This is a genomic window from Mesorhizobium sp. WSM4312 (genome assembly GCF_002294875.1).
Lineage (GTDB): Bacteria > Pseudomonadota > Alphaproteobacteria > Rhizobiales > Rhizobiaceae > Mesorhizobium.
In genome coordinates this window covers 102,995-116,717 of sequence record NZ_NSFU01000012.1, presented here as the reverse complement: position 1 = coordinate 116,717, position 13,723 = coordinate 102,995, and the positions used below count along the sequence as shown (strand labels likewise).

The 13,723-nt window shown below is 64.4% G+C and carries 13 protein-coding genes; 6 read left to right on the top strand and 7 right to left on the bottom strand.

Annotated elements, in window-relative coordinates; all coding sequences use genetic code 11:
• The first annotated feature begins 62 nt into the window (after positions 1-62).
• Positions 63-1,265 (top strand): pyridoxal phosphate-dependent aminotransferase, encoded by a 1,203-nt coding sequence (locus tag CK228_RS21315; RefSeq protein ID WP_095789209.1) that lies wholly within the window; start codon positions 63-65, stop codon positions 1,263-1,265.
• A 69-nt stretch (positions 1,266-1,334) separates the two neighbouring features.
• Here the strand turns inward: CK228_RS21315 and CK228_RS21310 are convergent, their stop codons facing one another.
• Together CK228_RS21310 and CK228_RS21305 are read right to left on the bottom strand one after the other, a co-directional pair.
• Positions 1,335-2,852: an MFS transporter gene (locus CK228_RS21310; protein WP_095789116.1), complete on the bottom strand. Its 1,518-nt coding sequence runs from the start codon at positions 2,850-2,852 to the stop codon at positions 1,335-1,337.
• A gap of 105 nt (positions 2,853-2,957) precedes the next feature.
• Positions 2,958-3,353, bottom strand: coding sequence for a cupin domain-containing protein (locus CK228_RS21305; RefSeq protein ID WP_095789115.1), 396 nt, complete (start codon positions 3,351-3,353; stop codon positions 2,958-2,960).
• Positions 3,354-3,514: 161 nt separating this feature from the next.
• Between CK228_RS21305 and CK228_RS35825 the strand changes: the two genes are divergently transcribed.
• The 3 genes from CK228_RS35825 (at position 3,515) to CK228_RS21290 (ending at position 7,188) form a co-directional block, all read left to right on the top strand.
• Positions 3,515-3,667: an EAL domain-containing protein gene (locus CK228_RS35825; RefSeq protein WP_280951031.1), complete on the top strand. Its 153-nt coding sequence runs from the start codon at positions 3,515-3,517 to the stop codon at positions 3,665-3,667.
• Positions 3,668-3,866: 199 nt separating this feature from the next.
• Positions 3,867-5,918 (top strand): elongation factor G, encoded by a 2,052-nt coding sequence (locus CK228_RS21295; RefSeq protein ID WP_095773602.1) that lies wholly within the window; start codon positions 3,867-3,869, stop codon positions 5,916-5,918.
• 730 nt (positions 5,919-6,648) lie between these two features.
• Positions 6,649-7,188, top strand: a complete 540-nt coding sequence (locus CK228_RS21290) for an isoprenylcysteine carboxylmethyltransferase family protein (protein ID WP_095773601.1) — start codon at positions 6,649-6,651, stop codon at positions 7,186-7,188.
• On the opposite strand, the gene CK228_RS21285 is transcribed toward CK228_RS21290, so the two are convergent.
• Together CK228_RS21285 and trxB are read right to left on the bottom strand one after the other, a co-directional pair.
• Positions 7,180-8,076, bottom strand: a complete 897-nt coding sequence (locus CK228_RS21285) for a LysR family transcriptional regulator (RefSeq protein WP_095773600.1) — start codon at positions 8,074-8,076, stop codon at positions 7,180-7,182. The genes CK228_RS21290 and CK228_RS21285 overlap by 9 nt on opposite strands.
• A 90-nt stretch (positions 8,077-8,166) precedes the next feature.
• Positions 8,167-9,141 (bottom strand): thioredoxin-disulfide reductase, encoded by a 975-nt coding sequence (gene trxB / locus CK228_RS21280; protein ID WP_032931359.1) that lies wholly within the window; start codon positions 9,139-9,141, stop codon positions 8,167-8,169.
• A 247-nt stretch (positions 9,142-9,388) separates the two neighbouring features.
• Between trxB and CK228_RS21275 the strand changes: the two genes are divergently transcribed.
• Positions 9,389-9,868, top strand: coding sequence for an Lrp/AsnC family transcriptional regulator (locus CK228_RS21275; RefSeq protein ID WP_019860544.1), 480 nt, complete (start codon positions 9,389-9,391; stop codon positions 9,866-9,868).
• A gap of 246 nt (positions 9,869-10,114) precedes the next feature.
• Positions 10,115-10,909: a glycosyltransferase family 2 protein gene (locus CK228_RS21270; protein WP_095773599.1), complete on the top strand. Its 795-nt coding sequence runs from the start codon at positions 10,115-10,117 to the stop codon at positions 10,907-10,909.
• 15 nt (positions 10,910-10,924) lie between these two features.
• Here the strand turns inward: CK228_RS21270 and gmhB are convergent, their stop codons facing one another.
• From gmhB to rfaE1, 3 genes are read right to left on the bottom strand one after another with little or no spacing between them, the layout of a single operon-like run.
• Entirely contained in the window at positions 10,925-11,578 is a 654-nt protein-coding gene (gmhB, locus tag CK228_RS21265; RefSeq protein ID WP_095789113.1) for a D-glycero-beta-D-manno-heptose 1,7-bisphosphate 7-phosphatase, read from the bottom strand.
• On the bottom strand, positions 11,571-12,143 hold the full coding sequence (locus CK228_RS21260) for an SIS domain-containing protein (RefSeq protein WP_095773597.1): 573 nt from the start codon (positions 12,141-12,143) through the stop codon (positions 11,571-11,573). Before CK228_RS21260 ends, gmhB begins: the two co-directional genes overlap by 8 nt.
• A 7-nt stretch (positions 12,144-12,150) precedes the next feature.
• Positions 12,151-13,641, bottom strand: a complete 1,491-nt coding sequence (gene rfaE1, locus CK228_RS21255; protein WP_095789112.1) for a D-glycero-beta-D-manno-heptose-7-phosphate kinase — start codon at positions 13,639-13,641, stop codon at positions 12,151-12,153.
• Positions 13,642-13,723 lie beyond the last annotated feature (82 nt).

Genomic DNA, 13,723 nt, shown 5'->3' with positions numbered 1-13,723 from the left:
ACATGAGAAGCGCCGCGGCCGCTCCTGGCCGCGCCGATCTTCTCAAGGAGAGATATCTGGTCATGGCCTTTCTTGCCGACACCCTTTCCCGCGTAAAGCCTTCCGCCACCATCGCGGTGACGCAGAAAGCGCGCGAGCTGAAAAATGCCGGCCGTGACATTATCGGCCTCGGCGCCGGCGAACCGGATTTCGACACGCCCGACAACATCAAGAATGCGGCGATCGAAGCCATCCGCCGTGGCGAGACCAAGTACCCGCCGGTTTCGGGCATCGTGCCGCTGCGCGAGGCAATCGCAAAAAAATTCAAGCGCGAGAACAATCTCGACTACAAGCCCGAGCAGACCATTGTCGGCACCGGCGGCAAGCAGATCCTGTTCAACGCCTTCATGGCGACATTGAACCCCGGCGACGAGGTCATCATCCCCCGCCCCTACTGGGTCAGCTACCCCGAAATGGTGGCGATCTGCGGCGGCACGTCGGTGTTCGCCGACACCTCGATCGAGAATGGTTTCAAGCTGACGCCCGAAGTGCTGGAAAAGGCGATCACCCCGAAGACCAAATGGCTGCTGATGAACTCGCCGTCCAACCCGTCGGGCGCGGCCTACACGCAAGCCGAACTGCGCGCGCTGGCCGACGTGCTGTTGAAGCATCCGCATGTCTGGACGCTGACCGACGACATGTACGAGCACCTGACCTATGGCGACTTCGTCTTCAAGACCATCGCCGAGGTCGAGCCGAAGCTCTATGAGCGCACGCTGACCATGAACGGCGTGTCGAAAGCCTATGCCATGACTGGCTGGCGCATCGGCTATGCCGCCGGTCCGGTCCAACTGATCAAGGCGATGGACATGATCCAGGGCCAGCAGACCTCGGGCGCCTGCACCATCGCGCAATGGGCTTCCGTCGAGGCGCTCAACGGCCCGCAGGACTTCATCGCCAGGAACAAGGCGATCTTCCAAGGGCGGCGCGACCTCGTCGTCTCGATGCTCAACCAGGCGCGCGGCATCACGTGCCCGTCGCCGGAAGGCGCCTTCTATGTCTATCCTTCCTGCGCCCAGCTGATCGGCAAGAAGACCAAGGTCGGCAAGGTGATCGACACCGACGAGGCCTTCTGCTCGGAACTGCTCGAGGCGGAAGGCGTGGCGGTGGTGTTCGGCTCGGCCTTCGGCCTCGGCCCCAACTTCCGCATCTCCTATGCGACCTCGGATGCACTGCTGGAGGAAGCCTGCACGCGCATCCAGCGCTTCACGGCATCGCTGACCTGATCGGATCGATCTGACGACAAAAGAAACCCGGCGCCATCATCGCCGGGTTGTTGTTGGCGGCCAGGCACCTTACGCCTGCTGCTTTGCTTGCCTGGCCGAACGCGCCTCGGCCGGCGCCAGGACCATGATCAGCAGAGCGGCGGTGAGGAACGCGGCGATCGCCGCCGTCAGCATTGCGGCGTGGAAGCCGCCGGCATAGGCGGTGGCGAACAGCCGATGCACGCCATCCTCGCCGATTGCCGCGTCGGTCGCGAAATCATGCCGTGATATGGCGGCACGCGCCACCGCTTCGGCATTGCCGACACCGGCGTCACCGAGATATCCGGTCAAGAGGCTCGTCGCCCGCATGCTCATCAGCGCGCCTAGCAGCGCGATGCCGATGGCCAGCCCGCCCTGGCGGGTGGCGTTGATGACGGCCGACACCATGCCGGAGCGCTCGCGCGGCGCGTAGGACATGGCGGCGGCACTGCCGGTCGGTATCGCCAGCGAGTTGCCGAGACCGTTGATGATGAACAGGGCGCAGAGCAGCGCGTATGGCGTCGACGGCCCGGCCCAGCACATGCCGAGCATCGAAAGCCCGATCAGCACGTAGCCCGCCGTCATCAAGAGCGAATGCCCATAGCGGGCACTCAGCCGGCCGATCCAGGGCGACACGACGATCTGGATAAGAAAGGCCGGCGCCATGCGCAGGCCGGTCTGCGTCGGCGACCAGCCCTGCACCTGTTGCAGGAACATCGAGAAGAAGAACACGCAGCTGTAGGAGGTGAAGCCGAGCGCGAACGAGGCGACGTTGGCGACGGCAAAGCGCACGTCGCGGAACAGGCCAAGCGGCAGCATGGGCCGTGGCGTGCGCGCCTCGAAGCCAAGGAAGACCACCAGGCCGACTACGCCGGCAAGGATGGCCGTGATGGTCCAGGCGTCGCCCCAGCCGCTCTCGCCGGCCGAGATCAGGCCGAAGGTCAGCGCGCCGAGCCACAGGATCGAAAGCGCCAGGCCGACAAGGTCGAGATGGGCATGTTCGGGATGCGCCGTCTCCTCGATCGACACAGCGCCCAGCGCGATGGTGAAAAGGCCGAGCGGCAAATTGATCAGGAAGATGCTCTGCCAGCCGACCGTCTGCACCAGAATGCCGCCAAGCACCGGGCCGACGACCAGAGAAACCGCGGCGAACGAGGCCCAGCCGCCGATGACGCCGGCCCGCTGGCGCGGATCGGCGAAGGCCTGCGTCAGGATCGACAACGCGCCTGGAATGAGCAGCGAGCCGGCGATGCCTTGCACCACCCGGCCGGCGAGCAGCGCCGGCAAATTGGGCGCGACGGCACAGATCAGCGAACCGGCAACGAAGATGCCGACGCCGGCCAGCCATGAGCGCTTGCGGCCATAGCGGTCGCCGATCAGCCCCGACGACAGCATGAAGGCCGACAGGCACAGCGTGTAGGCATCGACCACCCATTGCATGCCGCCGAAATCGGTGTGCAGCGCCTGCTGGATGGTCGGCAGCGCGACATTGACGATGCTGACGTCGAGCAAAGCGACAAACGTGCCGAGATAGACGGCGGCGACGAGCGGCAGGCGATTCTTCGGCATGGTCCATCCCAACATGAAACGTGCAGAGCTCGCTGCAAACCTTTCCGCTCTGTTCCTCAGGATGGTGCGGCCCGAATAGGCCTGCCGTCCGCGGATGGCCAGGACTCAGCTGCCATATTGCTCGCCGGAAACCGCTTCCAGCCAATCGGCATGGACGCCGTCGCGCGCTTCCTGCATGGCGATATGCGTCATCGCCGTCTTCGGCCCGGCGCCATGCCAGTGCTTTTCGTCGGGCGCGAACCAGATCACGTCGCCTGCCCTGATCTCCTGGACCGGCCCGCCCCATGTCTGGGCAAGCCCGGCGCCCGAGGTAACGTAGAGCGTCTGACCGAGCGGATGTGTGTGCCAGTGGGTGCGCGCCCCCGGTTCGAAGCTGACCAGTGTCGCCCTCAGTCGCGCCGGCGCCTCCGCCTCGATGATCGGCGTCTGCAGAACCCGGCCGGTGAAGTATTTTTCCGGCGCTATGATGGTCGACACGCTGCCGCAAGCAATGATCTTCATCGTCTGATCCTGAAACTGGTGGTGAAGCGACCGGCCGCAAACGCCGCTGCTCGTCGAGGCAAACGCATTGTCGGCCGATATCGCCCGAGGCGCAACCGGCTGTTTCGGCTGCCTGGCGGAAGAAGCGGTTTTCTCTCCTTAACCATGAACCTTTCACCATCGTGGCGGAAGGCGTGGAGACGCAGGAAGAGTTCGCGCTGGCCAAGGCCGCCGGCTGCAACCGTTTCCAGGGCTACTTCTTTGGCAGGCCGGCGCCGCGCGACAACGCGCCCTTTCGCGCCATCGATGCCGAACCCCTGGCGCTGAGCGCCTGAGACCACCACACGGCAGCGGATTTCTATTTTCCTTGCCCTGCCGGCAAACAAGTGGGACGATGCTTCAGGGCAGGTGGCAACAGGAAAAGAACCCCGCCCGCGACGGTCGAACAGGCCGGCCGCCGCTCAGGACCGACTGACCACGCCTGAACCATGCAAGCAGTCGGTCCCTAGGGAAACGCCTGAGTGGAGGTCAGCCATGGGTACTCGCGCCGGAGGACGACGCACGGGACCGAAATGCATTGCCATAGTCGGTCCCTTTGCAAGCGGTAAGACGACACTTCTCGAAGCTATATTGGCCCGCACGGGCGCCATCCCCCGACAAAATCCCGTTTCATCAGGCAGCACCGTCTCGGATCATTCGCCGGAGGCGCGCGCCCACGCCATGAGCGTCGAGGCGACGATCGCCACCACCGAATTCATGGGCGAGCAGATCACCTTCGTCGATTGTCCCGGCTCGATCGAATTCTCCTTCGAGGCCGAGCCGGTGCTGGCCGCCTGCGACCTCGCGGTGGTCGTTGCCGAGGCCGACGAAAAGAAGATCCCTGCCCTGCAGCTCATCATCCGCAAGCTCGACGATCTCGGCGTGCCGCGGATCCTGTTCCTCAACAAGGTCGACAAGGCGATTTCAGGCGTACGCGACACGCTGAAGATGCTGCAGCCGGCAAGCTCGGTGCCGCTGTTGCTGCGCCAGATTCCGCTGCGCAAGGACGGCGTCGTCATCGGCTCGATCGATCTGGCGCTGGAACGCGCCTACATCTACCGCGAATATGCCGAAAGCGAGGTGGCTCAGATACCGGGCGACGACAAGGCGCGCGAATTGGAGGCGCGCTTCTCCATGCTCGAGACCCTGGCCGACCACGACGACCAGCTGATGGAACAGTTGCTCGAGGAGATCGAACCGCCGAAGGACGCGATCTTCGACGACCTCGCCGCCGACCTGCGCGAAGGCGTGGTGACGCCGGTGCTGATCGGCACCGCCGAAAAGGGCAATGGGGTGCTGCGCCTCTTGAAGGCGATCCGCCACGACGCACCCGACATCGAGGCGACCCGCAAGCGGCTTGGTGCCTCGGACGGCGGGGCCACCGTGGTCCAGGTGATGAAGACCATCCACACGCCGCATGGCGGCAAGCTGTCGGTGTCGCGCATCCTGTCCGGCCAGGTCGCCGACGGCTCCGAGCTGTGGCTGCCCGGCGGCGACACCGCCAAGGTTTCCGGCATCTACAAGATGCTCGGCAAGGATCAGTTCAAGCTCACCGCCGCCAAGGCCGGCGACACGGTGGCGCTGGGCAAGCTGGACGAGGTCAAGACCGGCCAGACGCTGACCTCGGCCAAGGGCGGCACCAAACAGCTGTTCACGTTCGAGCCGCCGCAGCCGGTCTTCGCCTTCGCGCTGCGGCCGAAGGAACGCAAGGACGAGGTCAAGATGTCGGCCGCCATCCAGCGGCTGGCCGAGGAAGATCCCTCGCTCAGCCTGCGCCACAACCAGGACTCGGCCGAGACGGTGCTGTCGGGCCATGGCGAAATGCATCTGCGCGTCGTGCGCGAGCGGCTGGAGGGCAAGAACCAGATCCCCGTCGAAGGCCACGCGCCCGCGGTGCCCTACCGCGAGACGATCCGCAAATCGGCGCAGCAGCGCGGCCGCCACAAGAAGCAGTCGGGCGGCCATGGCCAGTTCGGCGATGTGGTGATCGAGATCAAGCCGCTGCCGCGCGGCTCAGGCTTCCAGTTCACCGACACCATCACCGGCGGCGTCGTGCCGAAGACCTACATCCAGTCGGTGGAGACAGGCATACGCGACTACTTGAAGAACGGCCCGCTCGGCTTCCCCGTCGTCGACGTCGCCGTCAACCTGTCGGACGGCTCCTACCATGCGGTGGATTCCTCCGACATGGCCTTCCAGATGGCAGCGAAGCTCGCGATGAAGGAAGGCATGGCCGCCTGCTCGCCGGTGCTGCTCGAGCCGGTGATGAAGGTCGAGATCGTCACGCCGTCCGACGCGACGTCGAAGATCATCGCGCTGATCCCGCAGCGGCGCGGCCAGATCCTCGGCTATGACGCGCGGCCGGGATGGCCGGGATGGGACGTCGTCGAGGCGACAATGCCGCAGGCCGAGATCGGCGACCTGATCATCGAACTGCGCTCGGCGACCGCGGGCGTCGCCAGCTATCGCGCCGTCTTCGACCATATGGCCGAACTCACCGGCCGTCTCGCCGACGAAGCGATGAATACCAACGGCAAGGCCGCCTGATCCTGATTTCGACACACCATCCCCTCGAACCCTTGTTCGAGGGGATAAATACCAAAAACGACGCCCGGGGAGCCGGACGTCGTTTTGTTTGCGGACCGTTTTCTCGGGAGGGGAAACGGCAGGCCCGCCGCATGTACAGTCGCCGCTTTCGGCGGAAAAGGGTTCGGACGCGGTAGCCGCCTGAGCCCGGGCCGTACGAGTGATGCCCCCATCTCCCGTCCGAACCACACCGCGTCCTAGCCTCTTCATAGCAGCGGAAGGCATCGTTGTCATGTTACCAGAGGTTACATGACACTGTTACGCGGCAATTCTCGTGGAATTCCCAGCCATCCCGGCAGGGTCCGGGCAACAAAAAAGCCGGATCAGTGAAGATCCGGCTGAGTTTGATTGGAAGTGCCTGTTAAGGCTAACCTCCAGAGGGGAACACTCGAGGGCGCTAATGGGAGGAGAACGCGCCCAGGAGATGATCTATATATGTGCTCAACATGCCCAAGAAACAAGCATCTATTTTGCAACACACGCATGCAAAAAGACATAGGCTGTGGTCCAACCCATTCCACGAGCCAATAGGACCAGCAGAATCGTCAAAAATGGGGCGCTCAACCACGCAATCGTCACTACAGAAGCGTGAATCGCGACCGGTTTTCGCCCCAAACCACCAAAATTACGCAATGATGTCGAAGCAGGCAGCAGACGTCCATTTCTGAGGCAATCGGAGAGAAAGCAGCCAATGCGGACGTTTTCGGCGATCGCCGGCAGCACGGCCTTCTTCATCGCGGCACCCGGCGTGGTCGCCGGGCTGGTTCCCTGGCTGCTCAGCGATCATTATCGCCTGCCGTGGTCCACCATGCCGGGCTTTGTTCCTGCCGGCGGCGTCCTCATCGTCGCCGCGGCTGCTGTTCTGCTGCATGCTTTCGCCAGCTTCGCGCTCGAGGGGCTGGGCACGCCGGCCCCGGTCGCGCCGACGGAGAAGCTCGTGATCGGCGGCATCTACCGCCATGTCCGCAACCCCATGTATGTCGCCGTGCTGTCGATCATCCTCGGCCAGGCGCTGCTGTTCTCGAGCTGGACGCTTGTCGGCTATGCCGTCATCGGCGCTGTTGTCATGAGCTCCTTCGTCAAATTCTACGAGGAGCCGACGCTCGCCCGCCGCTACGGCGCCGACTATGAAACCTATCGACGCAACGTCCCCGGCTGGCTGCCGCGCCTGACGCCCTGGCGGGGCGAACAGATCACCAGTGCTGCCGATCGTCCGCTAGGGCTAGAATGACCAACTGCGCGCTTTGGCGATAATGAAATCGCGGAACACGTGCAGCTTGGCCTGGTTCTTCATCGCGTCGGGATAGGCGAAATAGGTGTCGAAAGACGGCACCTCGGTTTCCGGCAAAAGCTGCACCAAGCCGGAGTCCTTGTTGATCACATAATCGGGCAGCATGGCGATGCCTGCGCCGCCCTGCACGGCGCGCTTGATCGACAAGATGTCGTTGATCTGCAGCGACGGCACACGTTGGCCGCCCTCGAAATCGCCGACCGTCTCCAGCCAGTTCAACTCCGACAGATGCGACGGCACCGGCAGGCCGAAGGTGACGATGCGATGGTTTCTGAGCTCCGCGACCGAGGCTGGCTTGCCATGCTTGGCGACATAGGAGGGTGCCGCATAGAGGTGGAAATGCACGGTGAACAGGCGGCGCTGGATCAGGTCCGGCTGCTGGGGCTGGCGCAGCCGGATGGCGCAATCGGCCTGGCGCATGGTGAGGTCGAGCTCCTCATTGGCGAGGATCAGCTGCAGGCTGACTTCCGGATAAAGCTCGATGAACTCCTGCACCCGTTCGGTCAGCCAGCCGGCGCCGAGGCCAACCGTTGTCGTGACGCGAAGCACGCCGGAGGGCCGGTCCTTGGTCTCGGTCAGGCGCGACTTGATGGTCTCGAGCTTCATCAGCACGTCATGCGCCGTGCGAAACAGCATCTCGCCTTGTTCGGTCAACACCAGGCCGCGCGCATGGCGGTTGAACAGCGGCACGCCGACATCGTGCTCGAGCGCACTGACCTGCCGCGAGATCGCCGATTGCGACAGGTGCAATGTCTCGGCCGCGTGCGTAAACGACCCCGCTTCCGCCGCAGCGTGAAACACGCGTAGCTTGTCCCAGTCCAACGCCATGATTCCCCTCGTTCTGTTTGGCGTCTGAATGAAAAATCAGGCTTTTACACGGCGTTTCTAAGCCGTTTTTTTAACAGTTTAAAGCGGCCGTTATTCGGCTGCTTCGCGGTGCACCTCGATGCCGGCGAGATACTTTTCCGCTTCGAGTGCCGCCATGCAGCCGAGCCCCGCCGCCGTCACCGCCTGGCGGTAGACATCGTCGGTCACGTCGCCGGCCGCGAACACGCCGGGCACGTCGGTGCGGGTCGAATTCGGCGCCGTCCACAAGTAACCGTTCGGCTTCTGCTTCAGCTTGCCGACAAACAGCTCGACCGCCGGCGCATGGCCGATCGCCACGAACACACCGTCGACCTTGAGGTGGGTTTCGGCACCGGTCACCGCATGCTTGAGCTTCAGCCCTTCGACTGACGGTGGCAGCGGCGCCTTGCCGGGGCGGCCGGTGATCTCGTCGACCACCGTGTCCCAGATGACGCGGACATTGTCCTTCTGCAGCAGCCGCTCGCGCAGGATGCGCTCGGCGCGGAAGTCGCTGCGCCGATGGATGACCGTGACGCTCTTGGCGAGGTTCGACAAATAGAGCGCCTCTTCCACCGCCGAATTGCCGCCGCCGACCACCGCGACATCCTTGCCGCGATAGAAGAAGCCGTCACAGGTGGCGCAGGCCGAGACACCGAAGCCCATGAAATCCTGCTCGGTCGGAATGCCCAGCCACTTGGCCTGCGCGCCGGTTGCGATGATCAGCGCGTCGGCGGTGTAGGTGGTGCCGGAATCGCCCTTGGCGCGAAACGGCCGCACGTTGAGGTCTACCTCGGTGATGATGTCGTTGATGATGTCGGTGCCGACATGCTCTGCCTGCTTCAGCATCTGTTCCATCAGCCACGGTCCCTGGATGGGATCGGCGAAGCCGGGATAGTTTTCGACATCGGTGGTGATCATCAGCTGGCCGCCTTGCTGCAGGCCGGCGACCAGCATCGGCTTCAGCATGGCGCGCGCGGCATAGACCGCCGCCGTATAGCCTGCGGGGCCGGAACCGATGATGAGAACGGGCGCGTGCTTGGTGGTCATCTAAAACCTCTGCGGGCGGACGATGCCTTGGAAAAAGACGTGGAATTCGCGCTCAATGTAAGGGTTGCCAACCACGCCAGCAAGACGAACGGGCCGTCGTCCCCGGAAAGCTTCGGCCCAAAGCGCTTATTCGCGCCATTGCCGCTTTCGTTACCATTCAAAAATCGCGTTGATGAGGGCTGGCGCCGACACAAAAGTCGTTTAATTACAAAATCGCGAAAGATTCTTGCGCCGAGCTGAGACCGCCATGCCGCTGAAAGCCGACCTCGACGCCATCGACTGGAAGATCCTGCGCGAGCTGCAGGCGGATGGGCGCATGACCAATGTCGAGCTGTCGAACCGTGTCGGCATTTCGGCCCCGCCCTGCCTGCGCCGGGTCAAGCGGCTGGAGGAGGCCGGCATCATCCGCGGCTACCGCGCGCTGCTCAATGCCCCGGCGCTCGGCCTCGATGTCGTCGCCTTCTGCCTGGTCGGCCTGCATCACCAGGCCGATGCCGAACTGCGCACCTTCGCCGAGCGCACGCGCGGCTGGCCGATCGTGCGCGATGCCTGGATGGTCTCGGGCGAATCCGATTTCCTGCTGCACTGCGTGGCAAGCGACCTCGGCGCCTTCCAGACCTTCGTCATCGAGGAGCTGACCTCGACGCCGAATGTCGACACGGTGCGCACCGCTCTCACCATACGCCGGGTCAAGGATGAGGGCCTGGTTTCCTTCGAACGCCCCTGAGGCGAGGCGAGCGCCTGTGCGCTGGCGAATTCCTGGCCTTCGCCACACCGGCGCCGCGTTGGTATTCGACAGACGCTGATGTACAAGGCTGGACGGCTCTGCCGGACTTCGTCGCTTGGCTGACCGCTAATTGGTTTCTCAAGCGATTCCAGGAAAAGTGTGTAACGGTTTTCCGTGCGGATTTGCTTGGGTACAGATGGCGAAAGCAGCGTTGCTCTGGGGGCGGCCCGCCATGGGAGGGGGACCATGACTCGATTTGCAAGCCCGGTCTCGGCGCTTATCATCTGCGTGAACGAGGCCGACATGATCGGCCCGTGCCTGGAAAGCATAGACTTCTGCTCCGAGATCATCATCGTCGATTCCGGTTCTACTGATGGCACCATCGAATGCGTCAAAAGCTATATCGCCAAGGGCTACCCGATAACGCTGCTGCACAATGACTGGCCGGGTTTTCCCCGTCAGCGGCAATTCTCGCTCGACCACGCGACCCAGCCCTGGTGCCTTTCGATCGACCCGGACGAGCGCGTCGACGACCAGTTGCGGCAGTCGATCGTGGCCATCACGCAGGCCGCCGATGGCAAGATCCGCGGCTGGTACATCCGTCGCCGCGATTGGCTGAAGGGCTATGGCTATGCGCATCGCTGGGTGCTGCACAACAGGCTGATGCGGCTTTTCCGTCGGGAGGGCGCCACCATCGATCTCACCGCGCGGGTGCACGAAGCCTTCCACGTGCCGGGCGAGACCGGCACGATCGAAGAGGGCGTCCTGCTGCATCGCCGTGAAATATCGATCGAGGAAGGTCTCGCCCGGGCCAACGCCTATTCCAGCCTCAAGGCCGTCACGCTGGTCGAGAAGGGCAAGAAGCCCGGCCTTGTGCGGCTGGTGCTGTCGCCGCTCGGCAACTTCCTGAAATTCTACCTGGCCAAGCGCTATTTCCTGTGCGGCCGGCACGGCTTCGTCTACTCGATGTCGGTGATGATCTATTCCTTCGCCACCGAGGCAAAGCTCTACGAAGCCTCGGAACGCAACGATCCTGCGTGAGCCGTCAGGCCGGGATCAGGAACGGTTGTCCCGGCCGAGCGCTTCAACGGCGGCGAGCAACTCACCAAGGTCGCTGCTGCCCCGCAGGGGCCGAATGGCGAAGCCGGGCTGGACCGCAGCCTCGCCGTCGACCAGCCAGCCCAGTGCCAGACCGGCGCGCTTTCCCGCCTGCATGTCGGCAAGCTTGTCGCCGACGATCAGCGAGCGCTGGAGATCGAGAGCAAGGCGTTTGCCCACATCGACCAGCATGCCTGGATTGGGCTTGCGCATCGGATGATCGGGGATGGCGAGTGGTCCGACGCCGGCCTCGTGGTAGGCGCAGGCAATCACCATGTCGACGAACACGCCCTCCTCGCCCAACAGCTCGAGCACGCGGCCGTTCACCGCCGCAAAGGCGCTCCAGCCGAAATAGCCGCGCGCGATGCCGGACTGGTTGGTGACCACCACAACCGGGATTCCCGCCCGGTTGGCGGCTGCGATCGCCGGCAGCATCTGCGGCCTGAGCTCTATCTCGGCCGGGTCGCTGGGATAATCGGTATCGACGTTGATGGTGCCGTCGCGGTCGAGGAACAGCGCCGGCAGGTGCGGCGGGAAAATCCGGTTTCCGATGCGCTCGACCCACACGCCCGGCTCGGTCAGCGGATGTGGCGGCGCCGTCCTGTCAGCCATTGCTAAGACGCGCTTCGACCACTTCGCAGAGGTGATGGTAGAGGCACAGATGCCCCTGCTGGATGATCGGCGTCGAGGTCGAGGGCACGTTGAGCAGGATATCGCACAGCGGCTTGAGTTTGCCGCCGGTGTCGCCGGTCAGGCCGATCACCGTCATGTCCATCATCCGCGCCTGTTCGGCGGCGGCCAGGATGCTCGGCGAATTGCCACTGGTCGAGATCGCCAGAAGCACGCCTCCGACCGTGCCATGCGCCTCGACCTGGCGCGAGAACACCGTGTCGAAGCCGTAATCATTGCCCCAGGCCGTCAGCACCGCCGCATTGGCCGGCAGCGCGATGACATTGTAGGCCTTGCGCTCCTTCAGGAAGCGGCCGACCAATTCGCCGGCTATGTGGATGGCGTCGCTCGCCGAACCGCCATTGCCGGCGATCAGCAAGGCCTTGCCCGATGAAAGTGCCGTCACCACGGCGCTCGCCGCCCGTTCCATCTCGCCGGTCAGGTCACGCTTGACCATCGCCGTGATCGCGGCCGCCGAGCGGACCAGATAGTCGTTCAGTTCAGACATCAAAACCTCAGCTTGTAGAGCCGGCGCGCAATTTGCCGATGGTGCCGGTGGTGCTCTTGCCGGCGACGAGATCGACCAGCACGACGCGCCCGCCGGCCTTCTGCACCACCTCGGCGCCGACCACGGTGTCGATGGTATAGTCCGCGCCCTTGACCAGGATGTCGGGCAGCAGCGCCTCGATCAGCGCCAGCGGCGTATCTTCCTCGAAGACAATGACGGCATCGACCGAGGCAAGGGCCGCGAGCACGCAGGCGCGGTCGTGCTGGTCGTTGACAGGACGGCCCGCCCCTTTCAGCCGCCGCACCGAAGCATCGCTGTTGAGGCCGAGCACCAGCCGGTCGCACTGGCTGCGCGCCGCGTGCAGCAGGCTGACATGGCCGGCATGCAGAATATCGAAGCAGCCATTGGTGAAGCCGACGCTCAGGCCCTCTTCCTTCCAGGCCGCCACCATGCGCGCGGCCGATGCGGCATCGAGAATGGCATCCTTGTGGGCGGTCGGTCCGTGCGAGCGAAACAGCGCCCCGGTCAGCTCCTCGACCGTCAGCCGCGCGGTGCCGCGTTTTCCGACCACGACGCCGCCGGCGGCATTGGCGATCGAGGCCGCCGCGACGGGATCGGCTCCCGATGCGAGCGCCAGCGCGAACGTCGCGATCACCGTGTCGCCGGCGCCAGAGACATCGAACACTTCGCGCGCCTGGGTGGCGATATGGCGCGCCTCGACCGGGCCGACGACGCTCATGCCCTTTTCACTGCGCGTGGCGACGACGAAGTCGAAACCATGCGCCGAAATCAGTTCGCGTGCGGCAGCCACGATCTCGTCATCGGCGAACACGGCGTGGCCGACGGCCTCGCCAAGCTCCTTGCGGTTGGGGGTGATGGCGGTCGCGCCGGCATAGCGCGCATAGTCGCGGCCCTTCGGATCGACCAGCACCGGCTTGCCCGCCTCGCGGCAGATGGCGATGAGTTCGGCGGCGACGCCGTCGAGCAGGATGCCCTTGCCGTAATCGGACAGGATGACGATGTCGGCCCCCGCCAGTGCCGCGCGGAAATGCCGGATCAGCCCTGCCCGCTCAGTCGCGTCCAGCGGCTTGATCTCTTCCTCGTCGAAGCGCAGCACCTGCTGGTTGAGCGCGCTGAAGCGGCTCTTCGACGACGTCATGCGGCCGCGCTGCTGCCAAAGCCCCGCTGTCTCGGCGCCAAGCTCGCCGAGCATCCGCACCAGGCTGTCGCCGGCGGTGTCCGTGCCGATCACCGAAACCGGAATGGCCCGCGCGCCAAGCGAGACGATGTTGGCCACGACATTGCCGGCGCCGCCCATGGCCGAGGTCTCGCCGCGCCCATGCAGCACGGGGATCGGCGCTTCCGGCGAAATCCGCTCGATGACGCCGTTGACGAAGCGATCGAGGATAAGGTCGCCGACCACCAGCACGGTGACGCCGCCAAAGCGGGCAATGGCGCGGTGCAAGGGTTCGGGGGAAGGCGGATTGTGCTTGATCATATCACTGGCAACGCGCGGGGAAAAACAGTCGCTGAAACATATGGGGTGTCGGCTGGCGGTCGTTCATGCCTGCCGATATACC